Source organism: Pseudomonas sp. ChxA (genome assembly GCF_030263855.1).
Lineage (GTDB): Bacteria > Pseudomonadota > Gammaproteobacteria > Pseudomonadales > Pseudomonadaceae > Aquipseudomonas > Aquipseudomonas fluorescens_CB.
Map to the genome: position 1 here is coordinate 3,038,971 of NZ_JARPMK010000001.1, position 24,154 is coordinate 3,063,124.

29 protein-coding genes are annotated in these 24,154 nt (G+C 60.8%); 17 read left to right on the forward strand and 12 right to left on the reverse strand.

What is annotated here, in order from left to right:
• The first annotated feature begins 61 nt into the window (after positions 1-61).
• From P5706_RS13600 to P5706_RS13610, 3 genes are read left to right on the forward strand one after another with little or no spacing between them, the layout of a single operon-like run.
• Complete coding sequence (locus tag P5706_RS13600; protein WP_285679541.1) at positions 62-427, forward strand: type II toxin-antitoxin system RelE/ParE family toxin; 366 nt, start codon at positions 62-64, stop codon at positions 425-427.
• Positions 420-725, forward strand: coding sequence for an XRE family transcriptional regulator (locus tag P5706_RS13605; RefSeq protein WP_200433691.1), 306 nt, complete (start codon positions 420-422; stop codon positions 723-725). The genes P5706_RS13600 and P5706_RS13605 overlap by 8 nt, the downstream gene beginning before the upstream one ends.
• Before the next feature lie 19 nt (positions 726-744).
• Entirely contained in the window at positions 745-1,641 is an 897-nt protein-coding gene (locus tag P5706_RS13610) for a LysR family transcriptional regulator (RefSeq protein ID WP_285679542.1), read from the forward strand.
• Here the strand turns inward: P5706_RS13610 and P5706_RS13615 are convergent.
• Together P5706_RS13615 and P5706_RS13620 are read right to left on the reverse strand one after the other, a co-directional pair.
• Positions 1,631-2,032: a RidA family protein gene (locus P5706_RS13615; RefSeq protein WP_285679543.1), complete on the reverse strand. Its 402-nt coding sequence runs from the start codon at positions 2,030-2,032 to the stop codon at positions 1,631-1,633. The two genes, P5706_RS13610 and P5706_RS13615, sit on opposite strands and share 11 nt — an antisense overlap.
• Positions 2,033-2,113: 81 nt before the next feature.
• Positions 2,114-2,986: an EamA family transporter gene (locus P5706_RS13620; RefSeq protein ID WP_285679544.1), complete on the reverse strand. Its 873-nt coding sequence runs from the start codon at positions 2,984-2,986 to the stop codon at positions 2,114-2,116.
• 100 nt (positions 2,987-3,086) lie between these two features.
• Here P5706_RS13620 and P5706_RS13625 point away from each other — a divergent pair, with 100 nt between their 5' ends.
• From P5706_RS13625 to P5706_RS13635, 3 genes are all read left to right on the forward strand, one after another.
• Entirely contained in the window at positions 3,087-3,869 is a 783-nt protein-coding gene (locus P5706_RS13625; RefSeq protein ID WP_285679545.1) for an AraC family transcriptional regulator, read from the forward strand.
• 87 nt (positions 3,870-3,956) lie between these two features.
• Positions 3,957-5,510, forward strand: coding sequence for a DUF726 domain-containing protein (locus P5706_RS13630; RefSeq protein WP_285679546.1), 1,554 nt, complete (start codon positions 3,957-3,959; stop codon positions 5,508-5,510).
• A gap of 41 nt (positions 5,511-5,551) precedes the next feature.
• Positions 5,552-6,871, forward strand: coding sequence for an Nramp family divalent metal transporter (locus P5706_RS13635; RefSeq protein WP_017139624.1), 1,320 nt, complete (start codon positions 5,552-5,554; stop codon positions 6,869-6,871).
• Positions 6,872-6,879: 8 nt separating this feature from the next.
• On the opposite strand, the gene P5706_RS13640 is transcribed toward P5706_RS13635, so the two are convergent.
• Both P5706_RS13640 and P5706_RS13645 read right to left on the reverse strand, forming a co-directional pair.
• On the reverse strand, positions 6,880-7,137 hold the full coding sequence (locus tag P5706_RS13640; RefSeq protein WP_200433696.1) for a type II toxin-antitoxin system Phd/YefM family antitoxin: 258 nt from the start codon (positions 7,135-7,137) through the stop codon (positions 6,880-6,882).
• A gap of 141 nt (positions 7,138-7,278) precedes the next feature.
• The gene (locus P5706_RS13645; RefSeq protein WP_285679547.1) at positions 7,279-8,211 is read right to left on the reverse strand and encodes a LysR family transcriptional regulator; all 933 of its coding nucleotides are present in this window, start codon (positions 8,209-8,211) and stop codon (positions 7,279-7,281) included.
• Positions 8,212-8,328: 117 nt separating this feature from the next.
• On the opposite strand from P5706_RS13645, the gene P5706_RS13650 reads away from it, so the two are divergent.
• The 7 genes from P5706_RS13650 to P5706_RS13680 all read left to right on the forward strand — a co-directional run bounded on the left by P5706_RS13650 (position 8,329) and on the right by P5706_RS13680 (position 12,397).
• Positions 8,329-8,817 carry a DMT family transporter gene (locus P5706_RS13650; RefSeq protein ID WP_056859391.1) on the forward strand — a complete coding sequence of 163 codons (489 nt, stop codon included), beginning with the start codon at positions 8,329-8,331 and terminating at the stop codon, positions 8,815-8,817.
• Positions 8,818-8,821: 4 nt separating this feature from the next.
• Complete coding sequence (locus P5706_RS13655; RefSeq protein WP_285679548.1) at positions 8,822-9,277, forward strand: DMT family transporter; 456 nt, start codon at positions 8,822-8,824, stop codon at positions 9,275-9,277.
• Between the two features lie 89 nt (positions 9,278-9,366).
• The gene (locus P5706_RS13660) at positions 9,367-9,537 is read left to right on the forward strand and encodes a metallothionein (RefSeq protein ID WP_200433699.1); all 171 of its coding nucleotides are present in this window, start codon (positions 9,367-9,369) and stop codon (positions 9,535-9,537) included.
• Positions 9,538-9,604: 67 nt separating this feature from the next.
• Positions 9,605-10,369, forward strand: a complete 765-nt coding sequence (locus tag P5706_RS13665) for an AraC family transcriptional regulator (RefSeq protein WP_285682726.1) — start codon at positions 9,605-9,607, stop codon at positions 10,367-10,369.
• Between the two features lie 89 nt (positions 10,370-10,458).
• Positions 10,459-10,632 (forward strand): DUF1427 family protein, encoded by a 174-nt coding sequence (locus tag P5706_RS13670; protein WP_285679549.1) that lies wholly within the window; start codon positions 10,459-10,461, stop codon positions 10,630-10,632.
• Positions 10,633-10,662: 30 nt separating this feature from the next.
• The gene (locus tag P5706_RS13675) at positions 10,663-11,622 is read left to right on the forward strand and encodes a quinone oxidoreductase family protein (protein WP_285679550.1); all 960 of its coding nucleotides are present in this window, start codon (positions 10,663-10,665) and stop codon (positions 11,620-11,622) included.
• Between the two features lie 439 nt (positions 11,623-12,061).
• Positions 12,062-12,397, forward strand: coding sequence for a DUF6124 family protein (locus P5706_RS13680; protein ID WP_285679551.1), 336 nt, complete (start codon positions 12,062-12,064; stop codon positions 12,395-12,397).
• A 278-nt stretch (positions 12,398-12,675) separates the two neighbouring features.
• Here P5706_RS13680 and P5706_RS13685 read toward each other — a convergent pair whose 3' ends face one another.
• From P5706_RS13685 to P5706_RS13695, 3 genes are all read right to left on the reverse strand, one after another.
• Positions 12,676-13,704 (reverse strand): purine-nucleoside phosphorylase, encoded by a 1,029-nt coding sequence (locus tag P5706_RS13685; protein ID WP_017139613.1) that lies wholly within the window; start codon positions 13,702-13,704, stop codon positions 12,676-12,678.
• A 14-nt stretch (positions 13,705-13,718) separates the two neighbouring features.
• Positions 13,719-14,681, reverse strand: coding sequence for a nucleoside-specific channel-forming protein Tsx (locus tag P5706_RS13690; protein ID WP_200433702.1), 963 nt, complete (start codon positions 14,679-14,681; stop codon positions 13,719-13,721).
• Between the two features lie 155 nt (positions 14,682-14,836).
• Positions 14,837-15,775, reverse strand: a complete 939-nt coding sequence (locus P5706_RS13695; RefSeq protein ID WP_285679552.1) for an AraC family transcriptional regulator — start codon at positions 15,773-15,775, stop codon at positions 14,837-14,839.
• A 261-nt stretch (positions 15,776-16,036) separates the two neighbouring features.
• Here P5706_RS13695 and P5706_RS13700 point away from each other — a divergent pair, with 261 nt between their 5' ends.
• The 4 genes from P5706_RS13700 to P5706_RS13715 all read left to right on the forward strand — a co-directional run bounded on the left by P5706_RS13700 (position 16,037) and on the right by P5706_RS13715 (position 19,547).
• Positions 16,037-17,296 (forward strand): ABC transporter substrate-binding protein, encoded by a 1,260-nt coding sequence (locus P5706_RS13700; protein WP_425540595.1) that lies wholly within the window; start codon positions 16,037-16,039, stop codon positions 17,294-17,296.
• A 12-nt stretch (positions 17,297-17,308) separates the two neighbouring features.
• Positions 17,309-18,082 carry an L-iditol 2-dehydrogenase gene (locus tag P5706_RS13705; protein ID WP_285679553.1) on the forward strand — a complete coding sequence of 258 codons (774 nt, stop codon included), beginning with the start codon at positions 17,309-17,311 and terminating at the stop codon, positions 18,080-18,082.
• Between the two features lie 210 nt (positions 18,083-18,292).
• Positions 18,293-18,940: a nicotinamidase gene (locus P5706_RS13710; RefSeq protein ID WP_285679554.1), complete on the forward strand. Its 648-nt coding sequence runs from the start codon at positions 18,293-18,295 to the stop codon at positions 18,938-18,940.
• A gap of 112 nt (positions 18,941-19,052) precedes the next feature.
• A complete protein-coding gene (locus P5706_RS13715) occupies positions 19,053-19,547 on the forward strand; it encodes a hypothetical protein (protein ID WP_200433707.1) in 495 nt (164 codons plus the stop codon).
• Between the two features lie 39 nt (positions 19,548-19,586).
• Here P5706_RS13715 and P5706_RS13720 read toward each other — a convergent pair whose 3' ends face one another.
• From P5706_RS13720 to P5706_RS13740, 5 genes are read right to left on the reverse strand one after another with little or no spacing between them, the layout of a single operon-like run.
• Complete coding sequence (locus P5706_RS13720) at positions 19,587-20,618, reverse strand: ABC transporter substrate-binding protein (RefSeq protein WP_200433708.1); 1,032 nt, start codon at positions 20,616-20,618, stop codon at positions 19,587-19,589.
• Between the two features lie 14 nt (positions 20,619-20,632).
• Complete coding sequence (locus tag P5706_RS13725) at positions 20,633-21,730, reverse strand: NAD(P)/FAD-dependent oxidoreductase (protein WP_285679555.1); 1,098 nt, start codon at positions 21,728-21,730, stop codon at positions 20,633-20,635.
• Entirely contained in the window at positions 21,727-23,070 is a 1,344-nt protein-coding gene (locus tag P5706_RS13730; RefSeq protein ID WP_285679556.1) for an FAD/NAD(P)-dependent oxidoreductase, read from the reverse strand. The genes P5706_RS13725 and P5706_RS13730 overlap by 4 nt, the downstream gene beginning before the upstream one ends.
• Positions 23,067-23,357 (reverse strand): (2Fe-2S)-binding protein, encoded by a 291-nt coding sequence (locus P5706_RS13735; protein WP_058420067.1) that lies wholly within the window; start codon positions 23,355-23,357, stop codon positions 23,067-23,069. The genes P5706_RS13730 and P5706_RS13735 overlap by 4 nt, the downstream gene beginning before the upstream one ends.
• The gene (locus P5706_RS13740; RefSeq protein WP_065932095.1) at positions 23,357-24,151 is read right to left on the reverse strand and encodes an ABC transporter permease; all 795 of its coding nucleotides are present in this window, start codon (positions 24,149-24,151) and stop codon (positions 23,357-23,359) included. Before P5706_RS13740 ends, P5706_RS13735 begins: the two co-directional genes overlap by 1 nt.
• Between the last annotated feature and the right edge of the window lie 3 nt (positions 24,152-24,154).

Consider the following 24,154-nt stretch of genomic DNA (forward strand, 5'->3'; position numbering starts at 1 on the left):
ACTGCCTTGTCTGAATCTAAAGTATGCCCTTGAGTTTATATTCCTTAGGTGGCATATTCGCATGGACTGGGACGTTGAATACACGGATGAATTCGCAGAATGGTGGGATGAGCTGGGCGTAAAGGAGCAAGTCTCTGTGTCCGCCAGCGTTGATCTGCTGGGGCTTTTAGGGCCGGGCCTGGGCTTCCCCCACACCAGTGATATCAAGGGCTCCCGGCATGGCAACCTGCGGGAACTGCGGGTCCGGCATGCCGGCCGGCCCTATCGAGTGCTGTATGCATTTGATCCCAGGCGCTGCGCCGTCCTGCTGATCGGCGGCGATAAAGCCGCACACCCCAGGTGGTACGAGGTGCATGTGCCCTTGGCGGAAAATGTGTACGACATCCATTTGCAAACATTGCGTAGAGAGGCCCGTCACCATGGCTAAAAAATTCGCTGAACTTCAAGCGCGCATGACCCCAGAGTCGCGTGCCGAGGCCGAGCAACTGTTCCGCCAGCATCTCAAGGAAATGCCCCTGCACGAGCTGCGCAAAGCCCAACAGCTGAGCCAGGAAAGCCTGGCCAAGGCATTGAATATCAACCAGGCGGCGGTTTCCAAGATGGAGCGGCGTACCGACATGTACATCAGCACGCTGCGGGACTATATCCGGGCGATGGGCGGCGAGTTGGAAATCATCGCGACGTTCCCGGATGGCCAGGTCAAGATCGACAACTTCGCTCACTAAGTCACAGTGGACCACTCCAATGAACCAGCTCCTGGCCATGCGCGCCTTCGTCCGTGTTATCGACACCGGTTCATTCAGCCGCGCATCCGACCAGTTGGCGCTGCCACGCTCTACCGTCAGCAAACTCATCACTGACTTGGAAAAACACCTGGGCACCCAGCTGATGCACCGAACCACGCGCGCACTGGCGCCCACGCTTGAAGGGTTGGAGTATTACCGCCATGCGCGACGGCTGGTGGCTGAGCTGGATGAAGTGGACAGCGCCGCACGCGGGCAGATCCTTAAGCCCGGCGGGCACCTGCGCGTGGATGCACCGGCCTCGTTTGCCAATTGCCTATTGATTCCGGCGCTGGTGGACTTTCATCGTGAGTACCCTGATATCACCATCGCCTTGGGCATCAGCGACCGTGCGGTGAATATCGTCGGGGAGGGTGCCGATTGTGTGATTCGTGCCGGCAAGCTGGAAGACATGGCGATGATCGGGCGCAAGGTCGCCGACCTTGAATACCTGACCTGTGCGGCACCCAGTTATGTGGCGCGCCGTGGCTTGCCGGATTCGCCCGAAGACCTTGTAAACAACCACCTCAGGGCCGGGTATTTTTTTGCTGGGTCGGGCAAGCCGGAGCCGCTGATTTTTGAGCAGGGCCAGCAACGTATCGAGGTCAACGACTGCGCCTTTTCGACTAACGAAGGCAACGGTCTCAAGGAAATGCTGCTCGCGGGCCTGGGTGTGGGGCAGCACTTCAAGTCGATCGTGCAGTACTACCTCGACACCGGCCAGTTGGTTGAGGTGCTGCCCGGTTGGTCACGCCCGGCCACGCCTTTGCATATCCTTTACCCACCCAACCGTCATCAGAGTGCGCGGCTCAAGGTGTTTACCGAGTGGGTGATCCGCACGTTCGGGGTCAGGGAATAATCGCGGTTACGCGTATTTCCACGCGCATGGCTGGCAGTCCCAGGGCCTCGACGCCGACTTGCGTCCAGATCGGCGCATGGTGGGGCATGTAGCGCCGGTATTGCTGCACCATTGCTTCGTTGACCTCAGGTGCAAACCCACCGACATGGTAGGAGTTTATGTGAATCACATGCTCCCAACCCGCGCCGGCGGTGGCCAGGGTGCGGTCCAGGTTGTGAAAGGCCTGGGCGATTTCTTCACTGAGGTCGGCGGGGATCTGCAACTCATTGTCCCAGCCGCCCTGGCCTGACGTTTCTACGCGGTTGCCGATTTTCACTGCTTGGGAATAGTGCAGGCGTTCGCGCATTGTGTCGCCATAGCCTGGGGTGACGAAAAATTCGGGCATGCTCATGGTATTTCCTCGGTTGAGTACAAGACCCGACGAAGGCTAATAGATCGAATACACGAACAAAATCCTGAATTTTTGCCATGACTATCTACTGGTATGCACAATCGGTTTGCGATAAAGCCCAACTGCCAAGCCGCTGATAATCACTGCGATAAAGACCAGGTTCGCGCCGCCAACGCGCTCGCCCAGTATCAACATCGAACTGGCAATGCCGAACACCGGAATCAACAGCGACAGCGGCGCTACCGTGGACACTGGGTATGCCTTGAGCAAGGTGTTCCAGCCCCAGTAGGCAAAGTGCGTGGCCAGGTAAACCTGAAACACCAGCGACCAAACGGCGGTGCGGTCGAGGTGGGGGTGGAGGTTTACGAATGCTGCATTGCCGTGCACCCACCAAGCCATCAGGAACAGCGGGATTGGCGGAAACAGGCTGGCCCACACCATGAACGAAAAGATTTCTTTAACCCCGGAGGTCTTGATGAGGACGTTGCCAATGCTCCACGCCAGTGCACTGAACACAATCATCAGCACGCCGAGCACGGCGTGTTCGCCTTGCTGGTTGGCGATGATCCCGGTTAGTCCAAGCAGGGCGAGAAAAGCGCCGAGCCACTGCGCGCCGCGAATTTTTTCCTTGAACAACACACAGCCCCAACCCAGGGTGAAAAACACGCTGAGCTGGATGAGCAAGGAGGCAATCCCAGGGCTCACCCCAAGCTGGATGCCATAGTTGATCACACCCCACATGCCCAAGCCGAAGATTACGCCATAGGCCGCCACATAACCGAATGGCACGGCGGGGCGCTTGATGAAGAACACCCACGGCAAGGCGGCGAGGGCAAAGCGCAGGCCGGTGAGTACAAATGGGTCGATGGCCCGCAAGCCCAGCTTGGTGATGGGGAAATTCAGCCCCCAGGCCAGCGTGACCAACAGAGCAAGTGCCAGGTGTTTCTTGTGCATGGACGTTCCTTTGAACCCGTTGCTTCAAAGGGGGTGAATATTAAAACTCGGGCGCATGGCCCGCTTGCTATGTCAGGTCATACTTTGACAAGATCGGGCCATGATTCCGACCTTTGACGACAACGACCCCGAAGCGCTCGTGACCCTGCGTGAATACCCGTCCGGCAGTGTGTTTGCCCGGCACACGCACCCGCGCGGCCAGTTTGCCTATGCCTCCACCGGCGCGTTAAGAATGTTCACCGACTTGGGTAATTGGGTGGTGCCGCCGCAGCGGGCCATTTGGGTGCCCGGTGGCATTGCCCATGAAATGCACATGCGCGGCGATGTGGTGATGCTCAATACCTACCTCGATGCTCAAGCGGCCGAGCGCGCGGGGTTGCAGGGCCACTGCCAGGTGTTCGAGGTGTCGCCACTGCTCAGGCATCTTTTGGAAGCGGCGTTGGCGGCGGGTTCACCGGCAACGTCCGAGGTGCGGCGGCACTGCGTATTGACGCTGTTGATCGACGAAATCGGCACACTGCCGGCGTTGCCCCTCAGTGCGCCGTTGCCCGCTGAACCGCGCTTGGCGAGCGCTTGCCAGCGCTTTCTGGACGCGCCGGCGCAAACCGTGTCACTCGATCAAATGGCGGGTTGGTCGAGCATGAGTCGGCGCACCTTTACCCGTCATTTCCAGGAAGCCACCGGGATGACCTTCGTGGCCTGGCGCCAGCAAGTCTGCCTGCTGGAGGCCACTGCGCAACTCAGCCACGGCGCCTCGATCACCGAGGTCGCATTTGCATTGGGCTTCAGCAGCCCCAGCGCCTTCACCGCGTTGTTTCGCCGGCACCTGGGCGATTCCCCGGCGCGCTACCTGGCCAAGTCAAAGGCCGTGTCGTTGTTCTGAAAAACTCACACGCTGGTCAGGATTCACCTTGCAGGCGGCCCTGCTTTGGTACTATCGCCGCCCACCGTCACCAGGAGTCATCGGCCCATGCAGCACCAGTGGGATGAAATGCACCGCACCCGCAAGCCCACGTTCCTGTTGTGCGGCGAGCCTCAAGGGGATGTGCTCAATCTCTATGTTCACGGTTACTCGGCGTTCTTCAACCGCCAGCAACTGGGCAACTTCACGCAACAACTGGCAAGCATCGAAGGCTCAACCAACCTGATGCTGTTCTGGCCGGCAGGGCATTTTCTGGAAAACCTGTTTGCACCGGTCAAGGATGTGATCACCGCGCTGCTGGGCGGTGGCGGCCTGGGCGCGGCAACGGTAGGTGTGGGCCGTGCGATTGCCTACTTTCTCGACCATTACAAAAGTGTCGAGGCGCGTGTCGATGAAGTGGCCAAGACGTTGTTGCCAGAGCTTGCCCATTACCTGCACGGCGAAGCGCTGCCCGTGCGGCGCATCAACCTGATCGGGCATTCCCTCGGCGCGCGTATCCTGGTCAAGAGTCTGCTGGCCAGCCCCGAGGTCGCCCGCCAATTGCCGCTCAACAATGTGTTGCTGATGGGCGGCGCCATCAGTACGTCCAGCCCCTGGGATGAAGTGACGGCCCCGCTCAAGGGCCGCGTGATCAACTGCTACTCCAGCAAGGACTGGGCGCTGGCGATAAAGCCGGACATCGAACGTTGCATAGGCCGGTATGCGATCGACGTCACGCCCGCGCTCAAGGCCAAGGTTACCAATGTGCACCTGGCCACCTTCGACCACGCCGCCTACTGGCCGCAGCTAAAAACGGTGGTGCAGTACACCGACCTGTTACAGGAACGGCGTGGCCTGATCCGCGCCGACCTGCGTAGCAGCGAAGTGCGGTTTGCCGAGGAGGACGTGGAACTGTTCCCGGCCTTGGTGCAGGCACGCCCGGAGGAGCTTAAGTTTCTGGCTGAGTTGATGGCGCAAAAACGCAGTGCCTCGATCGACGCCGACGTGCGTGAACCGTTGAAACTGGCTATTGAATTGCAACGCATGGGCGGTGACAGCTTTATGAACCTCGCCCGTGGCCATGGCGTGAGTTATCGCCAGATCGCCGAAGATGTCGCACAACGGCTGGGTATCAAGTTCGATGAGCCGCTTGAAACCGTGGTGCTGGCGGACATCGAGGCACAGGTCGCGGAAAAACTGATTGAGCAGTACAAGGAAAAACTCAGCAGCGCCGACCGCCAGGCCTTCGACGCCGAACTCAAGGCCGCCGCGCAAAAAGAACAGGGTTTGTTCCATCGCATTGACCTCGGCCGTTCGGCCACCACCGCCCTGAGCGGCACGGCGTTGGCGGGCCTCACCGGGTTTATGCTGCGCCGCGGCGCGGCCACGGCAATTCCGGTGGTGGGCCAGGCGCTGGCGGCGGCGATGCTGCTGGTGACGGGCGTGCGTGCGTTTTCCGGCCCGGCGTACTCGATCACCACCTTGGCAGTCTTGGTGATTGGCGTGATTCGCCAACGCATGGAGCGCGAAGCGTTGAACCAGGAAATGGACTTGGTGGTACAAGTCGTCGAGGCGTTCGACCTGCCTAGGGAGACGGTGATGCGCACGGTCGCGTCGGACTGATAAGCTGCGGCTCTGACTTGTGTGTTTGCCTGGGATACCGCGTGAAATTCAGCCTGCCGAAAATCGCCACTGCCCCATTCTGCCCGCCAGAAGTGGCCGGCTCCGTTATCGTCGACCCCAAGGCCTCGTTTTTTAAACGGGCGCTGATGTTTGCCGGCCCCGGCCTGTTGATCTCCATCGGCTACATGGACCCCGGCAACTGGGCTACCGCCATCGAAGCCGGTTCTCGTTACGGCTACAGCCTGCTATTCGTCGTGCTGCTGGCCAGCCTCGCCGGGATGGCGGTGCAATGCCTATGCTCGCGCCTGGGCATCGCCACCGGCAAAGACCTCGCGCAACTGTGCCGTGAGCGCTACAGCAAACGCTCCGCGCGCACGCAATGGGTGCTGGCGGAAATATCGATCATCGCCACCGACCTGGCTGAAGTGCTCGGTTGCGCCTTGGCGTTTCACTTGTTGCTCGGCGTATCGCTGACCACCGGTATCGTCATCACCGCGTTCGACACACTATTGATCCTGGCCCTGCAAAACCGCGGCTTCCGACGTCTTGAGGCGATCATGCTGGCGCTCGTTGCAACCATCGGCGTGTGCTTTTTTATCGAGCTGGTGTTGATCAAACCCTACTGGCCGGATGTACTCAGCGGCTTTACTCCATCACTGGCGGCCATCAGCGATGCAGCGCCGTTGTACCTGGCTATCGGCATCCTTGGCGCCACGGTGATGCCGCATAACCTCTACCTGCACACCTCCATTGTGCAAACCCGCCTGATCGGCAAAGACCTCGCCAGCAAACAGGACGCGGTCAAGCTGGCGCGTATCGACACCATCGGCTCCCTGGCCTTGGCCTTGCTGGTCAATGCCGCGATCCTGGTGCTGGCCGCCGCCGCGTTCTACAAGACCGGTCACACCGAGGTGGTCGAAATCCAGGACGCCTATCACCTGCTCGACCCCTTGGTGGGCGGTGCATTTGCCAGCATCCTGTTCGGCATCGCGTTGCTGGCCTCGGGGCAGAGTTCGACCTTTACCGGCACCATCGCCGGGCAAGTGATCATGGAGGGCTACCTCAACCTGCGCATTCCGTGCTGGCAGCGACGCCTGATCACGCGCGGGCTGGCGCTGATCCCGGCGTTCCTCGGGGTGTGGCTGATGGGCGACGATGCCATTGGCAAACTGCTGATTCTGAGCCAGGTGGTGCTCAGCCTGCAGCTGCCATTCGCGTTGTACCCGCTGATCCGCATGACGGACGACAAGCAACTGATGGGGCCATTCGTTAACCGCTTGCCCACGCGGCTACTGGCGTGGTTTCTGTTTGCGCTGATCAGTGGTGCAAATGCGTGGTTGATAGGGCAGTGGTTGTTTTGATCGGAGTTTCAGGTCAAACCCTTCTGGAACGTATCCAGCACCTCGTCAGGCAATGGCGCATCAAAGTCGTCCGGGACAGTCAGTTTTCCCTTCATTACGCCAATTCTTTGCCCCCGGTGTTGCCCAGCCTTCACGGGCTGGGCAAGCGCACATCCGTTCTTGGTGATAATGATTATTTGGCCGGTACTGGCCTGATGAGCCAGCTTAGAGGCGTGAGCTTTCGCTGGGTCTAATGGATCCGTTATGCCGTGGCGCCGCGCTTTCATGGCGTCTCTCCTGTGGGGAAGTAGCCTGAGTCTGGCCTGGCATACGGCGGCTGAAAATAGTGGCGCAAAAAATCAGACTAGGCCTACTTTTCCCACGAGGAATTTTTACCTTTCAAGGCTTATCCGGTGTGAGGTGCGGGCTCACCGATCCCAATAGGGCACCGCCCCAAAACACTCCACAAAATAATCAATCACCGTGCGTACCTTCAGCGACAGCCGCCGGCTGCCCGGCCATAGCGCGGCAATCTGCTGCGGCTCCAGCGTGGTCGCCACGTCGTACTCCGTGAGTACCGCCTGCAAGGTGCCGGCACGCAAGCCTTCGCCGATCAGCCAGGACGGAAACACCACCAGCCCCAGGCCTTGCTCCGCCGCATGGGTGAGCGTGTCGGCGTGGTTGCCGGTGATCGGACCTTTGACGCTGTAGGGCGTCCAGTCGCCCTGGTCGCGGCGAAAGAACCAGCGCTGCTGGCCGGTGATGCCTTTGTAGGCCAGGCAGTGATGGTTGGCCAGTTCTTCGGGGTGGCGTGGCGTGCCATGTCGGGCCAGGTAGGCGGGGCTGGCGGCGAGGCGAAAACGCTGGGGTGCGAAGATGCGCGCTTGCATGCTGGAGTCGTTAAGCACGCCGATGCGAAACAGCAGGTCGGTGCCGTCTTGCAGAGGATCGACGTAGGTGTCGGTTTGCTGGATATCCAGTTGCAGTTTGGGGTAGCGGCGGCACAACTCGCCCAGCCACGGTGACAGGTGGCGTTGGCCAAACACCATCGGTGCGTTGATGCGCACCAGCCCGCTGGGTTCGCTCTCTTGCTCCTGCAGGGCTTGGCCGGCGGCCTCCAGCTGTTCCAGCATCAAGCGTGCATGGCGCCCCAGCAGGCGCCCGGCTTCAGTAGGGCTGACCGCACGTGTGTGGCGGTAGAGCAATTGCTGGCCGAGCGCCTGTTCCATCAATTGGATTTGCCGCGAGATAGAGGAGGGCGCCAGCCCTTCACGGCGCGCTACTTCGGAAAAACTGCCGTGATCCAGCACGGCTACAAACAGGCGCAATGCCTTGAAACTCAGTTCATTCAAACCCTGCATCGTGGCTCCAGGCTGTGCGTAATGCGCAAAGGTGTTATCCGCATGCTCCCATTTATCGCACAGCACGGCCACCGGATAATGCGCGCCATGTTTCCTTTATTGATGCGCAGGTGATGTATGCAGGCAAGTTCCATCGAGGGCGTGGCGCAGGCCAGGCCGAAAAAAAACCTTTTGCGCTTGCTCTTGCTGCCGCTGGTGATTCTGGCGGGCATGGGCCTGTCGGTTGAGGCCGGTTTGCTCGGGCCATTAGGTGTACAGGTCGGGCATTTGTGGGCGACGTTGAGCATCTTTGGCGTCGGTACGGCGATTCTGTTTTTACTATTGCTGTTCAGCGGCCCGCAAAAAGGCCCGGCACTCACCGACCTGCCGCGCTGGCAGTTGATCGGCGGCTTTTTGGGGCCGATGTACGTGGTGGTGCTGACTTTGGCCACGCCGCATATCGGTATCGCCATGACCATGATCGCGATTCTCTCGGGCCAAGTCGGCAAGAGCGTGCTGATCGACCATTTCGGCTGGTTCGGCACCGCGCGCAAGCGTGTCAATGGCGAACGCTGGATAGCTTTGGCGTTGATTGTGGCGGCACTTGTTCTGATTGCACGAGGTTAAGGCGATGAATCTGATTCTGTTATTGGTACTGGTGATTGCCGCCGGTGCGGTGCTGAGTGTGCAAGCCGCGATCAATGGGCGCCTGGGCCAGACGGTTGGCGTGTTGCGCAGCAGTTTGCTGACCTTTGCGGTGGGCGCAATCAGCACGGCGTTGTTGATTTTCTTCTTCGAGCCCGCACAGGCCGTGAGCTTGCTGGATGTGCCCAAATGGCAGTTGACCGGTGCCTTGTTCGGCGTGGTGTACATGATGGTCATGGTCGGCGCGGTGCCCGTGGTGGGGACGGCGGTGGCCACGGTGGCGGTGATCGTCGGGCAGTTGGGCATGGGCATGCTGATCGATAACTTCGGCTGGCTGGGCAACCCGGCCATCGAGCTGTCGGGCAGCCGCGTGGTGGCGATGCTGCTGTTGGCATTGGCGCTGGTGTTCATGTATCGCAGCAATAGCCGCCTGCCCGATTAACGGCGGTGAACCTTGAAACCTTGCCTATAGTCACTGCTTAAGGTGCGGCGCCCGTTGCACCTGGACGACCATGCAAAAGGAGTCTGAACATGGCTAACGAAAACTGTGCCTGCCCACATTGCAATTGCGTACTGGGTGCTAATGCGGTGATGAAAGACGGCAAGGGCTATTGCTGCCAAGGCTGTGCCGAGCACCATGCGCATGGCGAGCCGTGTGCCTCGCCGACGGGCTGCGAGTGCGCCAAGTCCGCCAAAGGCTAAAAATCCTCTCGGCTTATCGGGTGGCGGTCATTACCATGGCCGCTCACCCTTGATTGATATGCTCTTCATGGCCCTGGCCGCGCCTCCCGACCTCACTGATCATGCCGTCCCCGTGCAACCGCTGGCGCGGACCTACCCGCGTGGGTTGTATGTGGAGCCACACAGCCACGACTGGGGCCAGTTGCTCTACGCAATGAGCGGGGTGATGTGGGTTGAAACACCGCGCGAAGCTTTGGTGGTGCCGCCGCAGCGCGCCGTGTGGTTGCCACCGGGTGTGGAGCACGGGATTCGTGTGGTCTCAGACTTGCAGATGCGCAATATCTACCTGCGCCCAGTCTTGGCGGCGACGCTGGACAGCCAGGTGCAAGTGATTGAAGTCGGCGGGCTGCTGCGTGAGCTGATTGTCACGCTGGTCGATCAAGGCGATAACGGTGACACAGCCTATTACGACGCCGTGGTCGGCCTGGCGCTGTTGGAGCTGCAACGCGCGCGCCGCTCGCAGATCCGCATCGCCATGCCACTGGGGGCGGACCGCCGGTTGATCAATGCCTGCCAAGCAGTGATGGCGGCGCCCTCGCTGGAAATTCCCTTTGAGCAACATGCCGAGGCGGCGGGTGCCAGTGTGCGCACGCTGGCGCGGTTGTTTCAGAACCACCTCGGTATGGGCTTTGCCGAGTGGCGCCGTCAGGTGCAACTCGCTACGGCGGTGGCGGAGTTGATCCAGGGCCAGTCGGTGAGCGTCATTGCCCGCTCTTTGGGCTATTCGCCGAGCAGCTTCAGCGATATGTTCCGCCGTGAACTCGGTGTGGCGCCGTCGCAATACGTCGGTTGAGGCTTTGGCCGAAATCCTGAAGCACTTGGCCGATGCTTCGGGAATGGGCTCACTACACTGGGCGCATCAACCCACCCGGCGTAAACCCTATGAACTACCTCATTTCCCTCGCCATCGGCCTGTTTGTCGGCGTGATCTATGGTGCCCTGGACTTTCGCTCGCCCGCGCCGCCCGCCATTGCCCTCGTGGGCTTGATGGGTATGTTGATCGGCGAGAGGCTCTGGCCCATGGGGCGTGAGCTGGTCAGCGGTTGGTTGTCCTGATTCCTTTTTACCCTTCGATGGATATTGGCCATGAACGCACTGCAATTTTCCGCCACCGGCGACCTCGCCGCCCTCAGTCTCGTTGAAGTCGCCAAGCCGCTGCCGGCCGCCGGTGAAGTGTTGGTCCAGGTTAAAGCGGCGGGTTTGAACCCCAGCGACGTTAAAAACGTACTTGGGCGGTTTCCCTACACGACATTGCCGCGTATTCCAGGCCGGGACTTTGCCGGTGTGGTGGTGGAAGGCCCCCAGGAACTGGTTGGCCAGGCGGTGTGGGGCACCGGCCGTGACCTCGGTTTTTTTGCCGACGGCTCCCACGCGCAATACCTCACGGTGTCGGCGAAAGGCGTCGCGCATAAACCGACACATTTGAGTTTTGCCCAGGCTGCCAGTCTTGGCGTGCCGTACACCACCGCTTGGGATGCGCTGGAGCGCAGCGGTGTCGGCAAAGGCACGCGGCTGCTGGTGATTGGCGCCAACGGCGCTGTAGGCAGCGCGGCGTTGGCGCTGGCGAAAATTCGCGGTGCGCAGGTGCTGGCGGCGGTGCGCAAAGCGGATCAGGTCGAGGCGTTGCAGGCGCAGGGCTTTGACGCGATTGCCCTGGGCCAACCGGACGCATTGGGAGGGCAGGTGAATGCGGTGTTCAAGGGCGGTGCCGATGTGATCTTCGACACTACCGGTTTCTGGCTGCCCGCGGCTGTCGCAGGGTTAGCCGCGTTCGGCCGCATCGCAATCATCGCGGCGCCGGTCGATGGGCATGTGCAACTGCCGGCCCTGGCGTTGTATCGCAAGGGCGGCTCGGTGGTGGGCATCAATTCATTGCTCTACAACTGCGAGCAGTGCGCGGTGATGCTGGAGCAGTTTGGGCGGTTTTTTGATGAGGGTTCGCTGCCGTTGCCGACAGGCTTGCGTGAAGTGGCGTTGGCAGATGGGGTGCAGTGTTACGAGGAAGTGAACAAGGGCAGCGCGGACAAGATCATCTTCCTGCCTTAATGCGGTTAAAAAGTGTGGGAGCTGGCTTGCCTGCGATAGCGGTGGATCAGTCAATAACTCTCTGACTGACAGACCGCCATCGCAGGCAAGCCAGCTCCCACATTTTGATCTTCACCAGGTTTGAGGGCTGTTCTTGATCGGACGTTTCCCACAAAGGTTTCAGGTTGTCGCTCGGAAGCCGGCTGACTAACCTCACTGCCGTCGCTGCCAATTCAGCGGCCGGATTTGACCGTCCGACTTGTTAACGAATCGCTACGCCCTGTACCAACCTCAGGCGTTTTTTTTATGCCTGAGGTATTGTGTCGCGGCAGTTGTGCGCGGGATACCTTTGGGTATGCCGGGTTCGTTGACAACCGGTCGGTCAACCCGCGTACAGCTGCCACCTTATCCTCGCTTGACCGCGAGCGTTGGCAGCTTCACTTGTCGACGGAGTTCCACCATGATCAAAGACAGCCCCAACCCCCCAGTCCATCAAGACTACGACACCAGCACCCTGCACGAAGTCGCCTACCGCGCGATCAACCACTATCTCAACCCCGGCAAACCCATTCCTGAATCCAGCGAAGGCATCTTCACCGTGCGCGCAGACTTGGGTACGGAAACCTTGCTGGTCAATGCTTCCCAGGATCTGGCTTCCATCAGTGATATCGCCAACCACCTGGCGTTTGAAATCGAGGGTTCGCAACGCAATGTCGCGCTGGGTATCTGCCGGATGCTGGAAGGCGTGCAACTGCTGGTCGACAAGGCGCTGAATGTGGCCCACCCCGCGGCCTGAATGTGGGAGCTGGCTTGTCGGGTCGCCGCATCGCTGCGATGGCGGTCTGTCAGTCAGAGAATGATTGACTGATCCACTGCTATCGCAGGCAAGCCAGCTCCCACATTTTGATCTTCACCAGGCTCGAGTGTGTTCTCGGTCGGACGTTTAAGATCGTTCCCACGCTCTGCGTGGGAATGCATCCTGTGACGCTCCGCGTCACCTTGCGCCATCTACGGCGGGACGCAGAGCGTCCGGGGCGGCATTCCCACGCGGAGCGTGGGAACGATCTATCTGCACTAGGCTTCAGGGACGCCTTTTTCCCAGGCCGACCAGTTCTTCAGGATCGCCTGTACCAGCGGATTGCCCGTGCGGTACAGGTTCTCCAGTGCCGGTACAAACCCGCCCTGGTCCGCGTACTTCAGCAAGTTGTCCACTTCGCTGTAACCCGGATACGGCCGGTCGAAATCAGAGCCGGCACGTACCACGGCCAAGCGCTGAATATCCACCAACCCTTCACGGCTGGCGCGCAGCAAGGCTTCATAGGTGGAGTTGTCTTCCTGCTGGGTGGTGCAGTACTCGCCTTTGTTGTCGGTGAGCAACTTGGTCCAGACCTCGGCGCGTTCGCTCAAGCGTGTGCCGGAGAACCAGGTGTTACCCGCCAGTGTGTCGCAACGCGTGACTTGCGGCGGCTGGTTGGCCGGTGCGGCGGGGTAGTGTTTACGCCAGGCGCTGGACTCCTTGCTTTCGCTCAGTTCAACCTTTTGCGACAGGGCAAACGCCTTGGCCTGCAACTTGGGGTTCAGCTCGAATACTTCGGTCTTGTAGTCCAACGGTGGTTTCTCGTTGGGGCCTTTGGTGTTGATGCCGATGTAACCGGTTGGCCAGTCTTTAGGTGCATCGCGCGAATCCAGCTCCCACTGGGTGCCGAACTCCACCAGGTAATGCGCCCAGGCTGCGGTGCCGATGGTCCCGTGTTTAGGGCTGATGCCGGCGATCCCGGCAATCAGGAAGTAGCTCTGGCGCAGGTCAAACTTGGGCGACAATGCCAGGGCCAGCGTGGACGCGGCGGCGTTGGTCTGGCCCATGCCGGTCACCAGCAGGCACACGTCCTGGGTGTTGCAGCGGATCACCGGGTATTCGGCTGACAGGCCTGGCACGCGGACTTCCTGCTTGAGTTCCAGGCGGTCGATCCAGGTTTGCGCCTCGGGGGCGAACATGGTGATCAGCATCACTTTGGGTTTGATCGGCGCCGCAGCATCCGCCAGCACCACGTGGGGCAAAAAGGCCAGGCCGATGGCCATCGAGAGACGGGTAAGCATGTTCATCTATAGCTCCTTGATCAGAATTGGTAACCGACACCGGCGTAGTAACCCCAGCCATCCGAGCGGGCGCGGAAGTTGCCCTCACCGAAGTTCAGCTCGCTGCCATCCTCCCAGTTGCCACCGTTGTGGAAGTAACGGCCGACCAGGGTGAAGCGCAAGTGGGTGAACGAGTACAGCAGCACGTTGGTTGCCACCAGTGAGTTGGCGGTGCGCGCCGGGTTGTCCTTGTGCAAGTCCGAGCCGAAATCGTAGTTGGTAAAGCCGATATAAGTCAGCGAGGCACCGTTATCGAAACTGCTGATGGGCACGATGTACTTCATTTGCGCACGGTAGCCGTCCCACGAGTATTCATTGCTCGCGCCGTAGTTTTCCCATTGGTAACGCCCATAGAAGTTGGCCGACAGGTTGACCCGCGAATGGGTCTCGATGTCGGTGCCCAGGCCGCTGTACAAGGTGTTGGCGCGGTTGGACTTGTTGCTGCCGTGGTCGTAGATCCAGTCAAAGGCTACATACCATTCCTTGAACGGGCCGATGGCCAGACTGCGGCCGGCCAGGTAGTCGATGGAGATACGCGGCTCATGCTCCATAAATACCGGCGAGCCATGGTCCCACGCGCCTTTGTCATTACTGTTACCGATGCCGAGGATTTTCGGCACGTCGATGTAGCCATACAGCTCGAACGGGCCTTTGCGGCCGAAGTACTCGTACTCCAGGTACACATCGTCCTGCGGCTTGGGGCCGAAGCTGATGTCTTTGCTGCCGATCAGGGTAAGGTCCTGGTTGAACCATTCCGACATATACACGCCTTTTTTTGTCGGGCTGGCGTCGGGGCTTTTGGTTTCAGGGCTGAGGGTTTCGCCCTGTGCTGAGTCATCTACGGGTTTTTGCTGCGCCAAAATGGGTGCGCTGAGTACTCCCGTAACGGCGGCCAGTAGCAAGGAAACACCAAAACAAGCGGGACGCCTTGAGGTGAGGTGCATTGAAAATCCCTATTCTTACGCGGTTTGAACCCGTTTCTGCGGGTAGTGATGAACTTGGTGGCCAAGTTCGTTCCGCAAACGTTTGCACGTGGCGTACCAACTTTGCTCAAAGGGTTGAGCAGTATGGAAAAAACAGGGATTAGTCGACCTTTTGGTCAAAATTGGCTGGGTGTCAATTTCTCGATACGTTTGTATAAATGCATCGCGGTTTCGCGCCGATACTCGCTCGGCGTCTGGTGCATCTCGATGCGAAAGTGCCGGTTGAAGTTGGACAAATTGGCGTAGCCCACTTCAAAGCAAATGTCTGCCACCGACATGTCGCTTTGCAGCAACAGGCGGCAGGCGCGTTGCACGCGGAACTTGCGCATCAGGTCGATAAAACCGTGGCCGGTGTTGCGTTTGAAGAAGCGCGAGAAGCCCGGTTCGCTCATCTGCAGTTGCTGGGCGATGACCGAGAGGCGCAAGTCGCCGGTCAGCTCGCGCATCAGGTAATCGAAGGCTTTGTTGATGCGTTCGGCGCTGCGTGCATCCAGGGTGGGCGCATAGCAGGGGCTGGCCAACGCCTTTACCTGCGCTTGCGGTGCATTTTTAAGCGTGTCGAGCAGTCGCAGGAACAGGATCAACCGCTGCAGGCCGTGGGCGTTGCCGATGGCTTCCAACAACCCGGCTGCCTGCACAGCGGTCTCGCCGGTGAATTCCAGGCCGCGCCGGGCCTGTTCGAACAGCGGCTGCAAGTCGCCAAGTTCCGGCAGGGTTTTGCGTAGGGCGAGCAGGGCGGCGCCGTCGAATTGCAGCACCACGTCGCGGCCATTCAGGTATTCGCCGGGAGCCTGGTCGCCGATCCAATCGTGGGGCAGGTCCGGGCCGATCAACGCCACATGCCCGGCGCTGAACGCACCAATGTAGTCGCCCGCCACCAACTTGCCGCTGCCCTGGCGGATCAGGTGAATCTCAAACTCGGGGTGATGGTTCCAGCGTGCCAGGTCATACGGGTAGTCATGTTCGAACCAACGAAAACAGTGGTCCGGCTCGGGCAGGATCACTTCGAGTTCGGCGGGGCGGTGTTCGAACAATTGGGCGCGGCTGACGGGCATGCTGATGCCTCTTGTAGGGGGGCGATGGCTTCAAAATACGCGCACTGGCAATCAGTGCGCTACCCCCGGTTTCGCCCGGCGCTGATACTTTTTTGACTTTCAAGCGCGGGTTAAAAAAGTATCAGTCGTGCATTCGCCATTCGTTTGTGAGGGCCTGGCCAAGCTGCTGTAATCGGTGCTCAACAACAAAAACAACAGGTGGATACCGCCATGCTCAAGCTCCCACACGCGCTGTTCCTGCTGACTGGCCTGGCGCTGGCCATGCCCAGCTACGCCGCCGACACCGTGACCATCGCCACGGTCAATAACAGTGACATGATCCGCATGCAGCGCTTGTCCAAAGTGTTCGAGCAGCAGCACCCGGACATCAAGCTCAATTGGGTGGTGCTCGAAGAAAACGTGCTGCGCCAACGCCTCACCACCGATATCGCCACCCAGGGCGGGCAGTTCGATGTGCTGACCATCGGCACCTACGAGACGCCATTGTGGGGCGCCAAACACTGGCTGGAGCCGCTGACCGAACTGCCTGCCAACTATGACGCCGAGGATATTTTCCCTTCCGTGCGCCAGGGTTTGTCGGTGAACAACACCCTGTATGCGCTGCCGTTTTATGGCGAAAGCACCGTTACCTACTACCGCACCGACTTGTTCAAGCAAGCGGGGCTGAGCATGCCTGCGCACCCGACCTGGACTCAGCTCGGTGAGTTTGCGGCCAAACTCACGGTAAAAGACCAAGACCAATACGGCATGTGCCTGCGTGGCAAAGCCGGTTGGGGCGAGAACATCGCCTTGTTGAGCACCATGGCCAACGCGTTTGGCGCACGCTGGTTCGACCCACAGTGGAAGGCGCAGCTGACCAGCCCTGAGTGGACAGCCGCCGCCAACTATTACGTCAACACCCTGAAAAACTACGGCCCGCCGGGCGTGTCCAGTAACGGCTTCAACGAAACCCTGGCGCTGTTCAACAGCGGCAAGTGCGCAATCTGGGTGGATGCCAGCGTCGCCGGCTCGTTCACCACCGACAAAACCCAGAGCAAAGTGGCCGACAGCGTTGGGTTTGCCGCTGCCCCGACCGAAGTCACCGACAAAGGCTCCTCCTGGCTGTACGCCTGGTCCCTGGCGATCCCGGCCACGTCCAAGCACAAAGACGCCGCCAAGGCCTTTATTGCCTGGGCCACCTCCAAGGACTACATCCAGCTGGTCGCTGATAAAGAAGGCATCACCAACGTACCGCCGGGCACCCGCCAGTCCACCTACAGCGAGGCATACCTGAAGGCCGCGCCGTTTGCCCAGGTAACGCTGGAGATGATGAAGCACGCCGACCCTGCGCACCCGTCGGCCCAGCCGGTGCCGTATGTGGGTATCCAGTACGTGACCATCCCGGAATTCCAGGCCATCGGCACCTCGGTGGGCAAGCTGTTTTCGGCGGCGCTCACCGGCGGCATGACAGTTGACCAGGCCTTGCTTGAAGCTCAGTCCACCACCGAACGCGAAATGAAACGCGCCGGTTACCCTAAATAACAGGACTTCTTTATGAACCGACTTGAAGGTAAAAGCGCGCTGATCACCGGATCGGCGCGCGGTATCGGCCGCGCCTTTGCCCAGGCTTACATCGCTGAAGGCGCCACAGTTGCCATTGCTGATATCAACCTGCAACGCGCCCAGGCCACAGCGGCCGAGCTGGGCCCACAGGCTTACGCGGTCGCGATGGACGTCACCGACCAAGCCTCTATCGACGCTGCGATTAGCGCCGTGGTGGCCCAGGCCGGCAAGCTCGATATCCTGATCAACAACGCCGCGCTGTTCGACTTGGCGCCCATCGTCGACATCAGCCGTGACAGCTTTGAGCGGCTGTTCTCTATCAACGTCGCCGGCACGCTGTTCACCTTGCAGACGGCGGCCAAGCAGATGATCAGCCAGGGCCACGGCGGCAAGATCATCAACATGGCCAGCCAGGCCGGGCGGCGCGGCGAGCCGCTGGTGGCGGTGTATTGCGCAACCAAGGCGGCGGTGATCAGCCTTACGCAGTCGGCGGGTTTGAACCTGATCAAGCAGGGCATCAACGTGAATGCCATCGCACCCGGCGTGGTCGACGGCGAGCATTGGGATGGCGTGGATGCACTGTTTGCCAAGCATGAAGGGCTGGCGCCTGGCGAGAAGAAGCAGCGGGTTGGGGCCGAAGTGCCGTTCGGGCGGATGGGTACAGCTGAGGATTTGACCGGCATGGCGATTTTTTTGGCCTCCAAAGACGCCGATTACATCGTGGCCCAGACTTACAACGTCGATGGTGGTAACTGGATGAACTAGATCCAGTGTGGGAGCTGGCTTGCCTACGATGGCGGTCTATCAGTCGCAGGCTTGCTGCCAGACCCACCGCTATCGCAGGCAAGCCAGCTCCCACCTTTGATCTTTGAGCTTCTTGGACGGCAACGCTGTGATCAAAAAAGTAAACAAAGTGTTTGTGGAGGTAGCAGTCCCTCATGTCTACTTTTACCTGCACCTCACAGGAGTGCCGCCATGACCCTATCGAAAACTGCCATTGCCTCGTTCGACGTCGACCCTCAAAAGAGTTTCACGCCGTTGTGCCCCAATGAACTGCCGGTGGCCGGCGGCGACCAGATCGGTGCCGAACTCAACTACATGGCCAGTCTTGCCGCCTACCGTGTCGGCAGCAAAGACGCACATACCCCGCACGCCCCGTGGGTGGTCACGCAACCCGGCGACATGCTGCAACCCACTGGCCTTGAGCACGCCGACCTCACCTGGCTCAGCCATTGTGTGCCGGGCACCGAAGGCTTCACCTTGCTCGATGAATTACCCACCCCGTATGACTACGACTACTTCATCTGGAAGGGCGTCGAACCCGACCTGCATCCCTATGGCGCTTGTTACCACGACCTGCACGACAAGCTGTCCACCGGGGTTATCGAGTACCTCAAGGCCCATAGCGTGCGCCGCGTGATCGTGGGCGGCCTGGCCCTGGATTTCTGCGTCAAGACCACCGCCCTGCAACTGCTCAGGGCTGGCCTGGAAGTGGTGCTGCATTTGCCGGCATGTCGCGGCATCAGTGAGGAGGGCGGTGCAGCGGCGGTCACGGATTTGCTCAATGCCGGTGCAGCCATCAGCCGTAGCCGCGAAGAACTGGCTGCGATGGCCACGCGTTAAGGCGCATAGAAAACACCGAATATCTGCTTTTCTGTGGGAGCCAGCTCACACAGTTGACCGAACCAGTGGCCCGCGGCTAGAGCAGATAACTTTGCGCACTGGAAAATGAGACGTGTCCTATACCCTCGCTGGGCATGACTCATTTACCCTCATCGCTTTTGCACGTGCGGCCTTGATGGCCAGGGGGCGCTGTAGCGTGAGGGAGTCAACTGCAAACCGTCTTACCCGGTTCCTGCCTGAATTTATGCTGATGGTGGTTGTGAGCCTGCTGTCAGGCGCAACGGCTGCCTTCCTGGCGAGCACCACCTATTTGCGCTGCCTTGGCCCTGCGATGCAAACCGCTTGCTCCGTTGCTCTTGTGCTGGGCTTGATGATTTTTTCTGGCGTCGGCCATTCGATGCTGGCCCGCGGGCGCGTTTGTTCCACGGGGTTGCAGGCGGGCTATTTTGTCCTGTGCCTGGTGGTGGTGACACCGACTATTCAATACCGGCCCCACGCGCTGGGCTACGTATTGGGGGTTGCGTTTCCACTTTTGGGAATACTGTTATTGAACACTTACCGCTATCAAACGATGCGGCTGAAACTGGCAGACATTCGCTGCCAGTAACTCCCGCGCAGTCACGCGGGAGCAGGCCACGCCTACCCGCTAACGCTCGATCGAGCGACTCCAGCGCGCATTCCACTCTGGCCGCGCCTGGTTAACCTGGTCCCAATCAATCGAAATCGCCGTCTGCAAATACCCTTGCATCGCCTCCACCCGTGCGCGGGTTTTGTCGGTGGTCGGCGTGGTCGGGTTCGACGGGATCTGGTCGCCTTCTTCCAGCGCCGGCGCCTGGGCCTCTGCCGTCAGCAAAAAGGCCGCGAGTTTCTGCGCCAGTTCCGGCTGGTCGTTACGCGCAATTACACACTCGGCCACGTTGAGCACCACTGCACCTTCCTTGGGCTGTGCATACTCCATTGGAATGCCGAGCAATTGCTGGGTGGTGACCTGGGTTGGGGTGAGCGGGAAGATCGCCGCTTCGTCGGTCTGCACCATCTCGGAGATCTTCGCGGAGCTGGCGATGTATTCCAGCACGTTGGGGCCGATGGTCTTTGGCCAGGCCTTGAAGCCTGGCTCCACGTTGGTTTCGGAGCCGCCCTGGATGCGGTTGAACATCAAGAAACCGTGCAGGCCGAAGGTGGAAGAGGCCAGCGATTGGAACACCACTTTGTCTTTGAATCGAGGATCGGCCAGGTCCATCCATGAGGTGGGCGCGGCCCAGCCTTTTTCCTTGAACATCTTGGCGTTGTAGCCCAAGCCCGTGACGCCCAGGGTCACGGCGACCGCTTCATCCTTGATCTTGGCCTTGGCCGGGATCTGGTCCAGGGTCGGGTTGGGTGCGAGTTTGTCGCACAGGCCCATGGAAATGGCGCGGTACATGATGCCGTCGTCGAGGAACATCACGTGCATCTGCGGGTTGTCTTTATTGGCCTGGACCTTGGCGAGGATGTCCGACGAGGTGCCGGGCACAATCACCACCTTGACGTTATTGGCCTTCTCGAACGCGGGCAGCACCTTGTCGGCGTACACCCGTTCCATGGTGCCGCCGTTCATGCCCAGGTACAGCGTCGGTGCGGCATGAGCGGTGGCGGTGAGCAAGGCGAGGGACAAGCAGGACAGCGCGATACGTGGGTTCATGGATGTTTTTCCTCTCAGGCTTGGAAACGACGAATGGAAAACGCTTCGATGGGTTGGCGGCTGGCGCCTGTGCAGACGATCTCTGCCAGGGCTTCACCGACGGCGGGGCCGAGCTGGAACCCGGCGCCGGCAAAGCCGAAACCGTGGAGCAGGCCAGGTTGGGTGCTGCTGGGGCCGATCACCGGTTCATGATCGGGTAAGTAACCTTCGGTGCCGCTCCAGGTACGAATCGCCTGGGCACCCTTGAGAAACGGGTACAGCTCGCCGGCATTGCGCAGAATCTCCAATACCGCCGCTTGCCCGGGGCGCGCTGTCAGCGGGCCCAGGGCAAAACCACGGCCGCCGCCGAGGATGCAGTTGCCACGCGCGACTTGGCGCGCATAAATCCCGCCGCCTTCAACGCCGGTGCTCACGTTCATCACCACCGGCAGCGGCTCGGTCACCAGCATCGCCGGGTGTGCCGAGGTAATCGGCACCGGCTCGCCAAATTGCGCGGCGAGCGTGCCGGCCCAGGCGCCGGCGCAGTTCAGCAACCACGGCGCTTGCAGGTGCAGGCCATTGCCGCAGCGCACCTGGAAGCACTGGCCGTCATAGTCGATCTGAGTCACTTCGGCCTGCTCGTGTACCACCGCGCCAAGGCGCTGCGCCGCACGGGCGAAAGCGGGCGACACCAGGCGCGGGTTGGCATGCCCGTCTTCCGGGCACAGTGAGGCGCCCACCGCGATATCGCCCACCCACGGGAAGCGCGCGCGCAGTTCGGTGTAATCCAACAACTGCAAGCCCAGGCCAAAACCACGGGTCTGTTCGGCATAGGCTTGCAGCGCGGCGAAATCCGCATGGCTGCGCGCCAGTTTCAAATGCCCGGACCGCACATACTCGCCGTCGATGCCGATCAACCCCGGCAAGTCGGCCCACAGTTCATGGGCGCGTTGTGACAGTGGCAGTTGATGCAAGGGGCGGCCCTGGCGGCGCACCCCGCCGTAATTCACGCCGCTGGAGTGCGAGCCGCAAAAGTCCCGTTCCACCAAGGCCACACGCTGGCCTTTTTGCGCGAGCATCAGGGCCGCCGATGCGCCGACGATGCCGCCGCCCAACACGATCACGTCGATCATGGCTGCACCTGCACGCCAAACGGCAGCGGTTTGATCGGCGCCTGACCGCGCAGGCGGCCAACCTCGTGTATAGCGCGACCGCTGCGCTCGGCCACAACCTCTGCTGCCGCCAGCCCGCACATGCGGCCCTGGCAACGGCCCATGCCGACCCGGCAGTGGGCTTTGACCCGGTTGATTTCCCAGTGGCCTTCATCGACGACAGCGCGCACGTCGCCGACGCTGACTTCTTCGCAGCGGCACAGGATTAAGTCATCCGGCGCCTGTGCAGCCCATTGCTCAGGGAAAGGGAACGCGGTTTCCAGGCCATTGCGAAAGCGCTGGATACCCGCCAGTTGCTGCTCAAGCAGCGCTGGGCGAAGCGGATCGATGGCGATGCCTGAGTCTTTCAGGACCGCCAACGCCGCACGTTCACCGGCCATTTGCGCAGCGTCGGCGCCCATGATCCCGGCACCGTCGCCGGCCAGGTACACGCCGCTTACGCTGCTGCGCCCGGCACTGTCGCGCTGTGGCAGCCAAGCGCGGTTCAAGCTGTTCCAGGCAAATTCACAGCCGAGCAAATCCGCCAGTTGCGTCTCGCTGCGCAGCGCGTGGGCGAACGCCACGGCATCGCATTCCAATACGTGCTTGCCCCAGCGTATGCCACGCACCCGTTGCTCGCCGTCGATCTGCTGGAGCGTCGCGCCCTGATACACGCGAACCCCATGGGCAGTGAGCCAGGCACGGTAATAAATACCTTTGGCCAAGGTCGCCGGTTGCCCCAGCAGCGCCGGCAATGCACGGCACTGGGCACTGAATGGCGCGCTGTCGAGCACCGCCACCACCTTGGCCCCGGCCTTGGCGTATTGGTACGCGACCAGATACAGCAACGGCCCGCTGCCACACAACGCCACGCGCTCGCCGATGGCGCAGCCCTGATATTTCAGCGCGATTTGCGCAGCGCCAAGGCTGTAGACACCAGGCAAGGTCCAGCCGGGCACCGGCAGAATACGGTCGGTGGCGCCGGTGGCGACGATAATCTGCGCGTACTCCACGCTTTCGGCGTGGCCGTTAGTCAACATATCCAGGCGCCCGTCCTCGGCATTCCACACCAGGGTTTCGGGCCGGTAGTCGATCAGCGGCGCCAACTCATCCAGTGTGCGGTGTACGGCCGTAGCCTTGCCCGCCTCAAAGCCATACAGCTGCTTGGCTGAGCGCTGAAAATTAGCCGGTTGGCGCCGGTAAATCTGCCCGCCGCCGCGCAGGCTTTCATCCACCAGGCACGGCTTGATGCCATGGTTCAGCAAGGTACGCGCCGCGCTGATGCCCGCCGGGCCTGCGCCGACAATCACGATCGGTTTCATGCCTGACGCCCCGGATCGCGGCTGATCGCCTGGCCCTCTTGCAGCAGCGTCGAACACGCCCGCACACGGCGCCCATCCTCCAGCCGCACCCAGCAGTCCTGGCACGCGCCCATCAGGCAGAAACCGGCGCGGCGTTCAGCACTGAAATCGCTGCCGCGCAGGTGCTCGGCACAGGTCAATATGGCGGTGAGCAAGGTGTCGCCCAGCAAACCGCTGGCCGGTTGCCCGTCGAGGGTAAAGGCCAGGGCAGGGCGGCGGGTTTCGGCCAAGCGTTTGAACAAGGCCATCAATGTTTCCCCACCAGTACGCGGTCCAGGCCATACACCCGGTCGAGCAGGATCATGGTGGCTGCGGTGAGTGCAATCACCAGCGCCGAGACCGCCGCCATCATCGGGTCGATGGATTCGGTGGCGTACACGTACATGCGCACCGGCAGGGTTTGCGTGGCCGGCGAGCTGACAAAAATAGACAGCGTCACTTCATCGAAACTGTTGATGAACGCCAGCAACCAGCCGCCGGCCACGCCCGGCAGAATCATCGGTAAGGTGATTTGGCGGAACAGCGTAAAACGCCCGGCACCGAGCGACTCGGCGGCTTGCTCGGCACTGCGATCAATACCAATGGCCGCCGCCAACACCAGGCGCAGCACATACGGCGTGATGATCACCACATGCGCCAGCATCAGCCAGGTGAAGCTGCCATTCACGCCCATCAGCGCAAACAGGCGCAGCATCGCCACGCCCAACACCAGGTGCGGGATGATGATCGGCGACAGGAACAACGCGCTGAAAAAGTTGCGCCCCGGGAACTGATAGCGACTGATCGCCAAGGCGGCGGGCACTGCAATCAGGGTCGCCAGGGTGGCGGCGGTAAATGCCAGGATCAGGCTGTTGTAAAACGCCTGGATAAAGTCGGCACGCTCGAACACTGCCCGAAACCAGCGCAGGGAAAAGCCCGAGGTGGGCAGGCTCAAGGTGTTTTCCGGGGTGAAGGCCACCAGGCACACCACCACCAGCGGCGCCATCATGAACAGCACCACCAAACCATGGAAACCGAGGGCCAAAGGACCGTTTCTGGACATGTG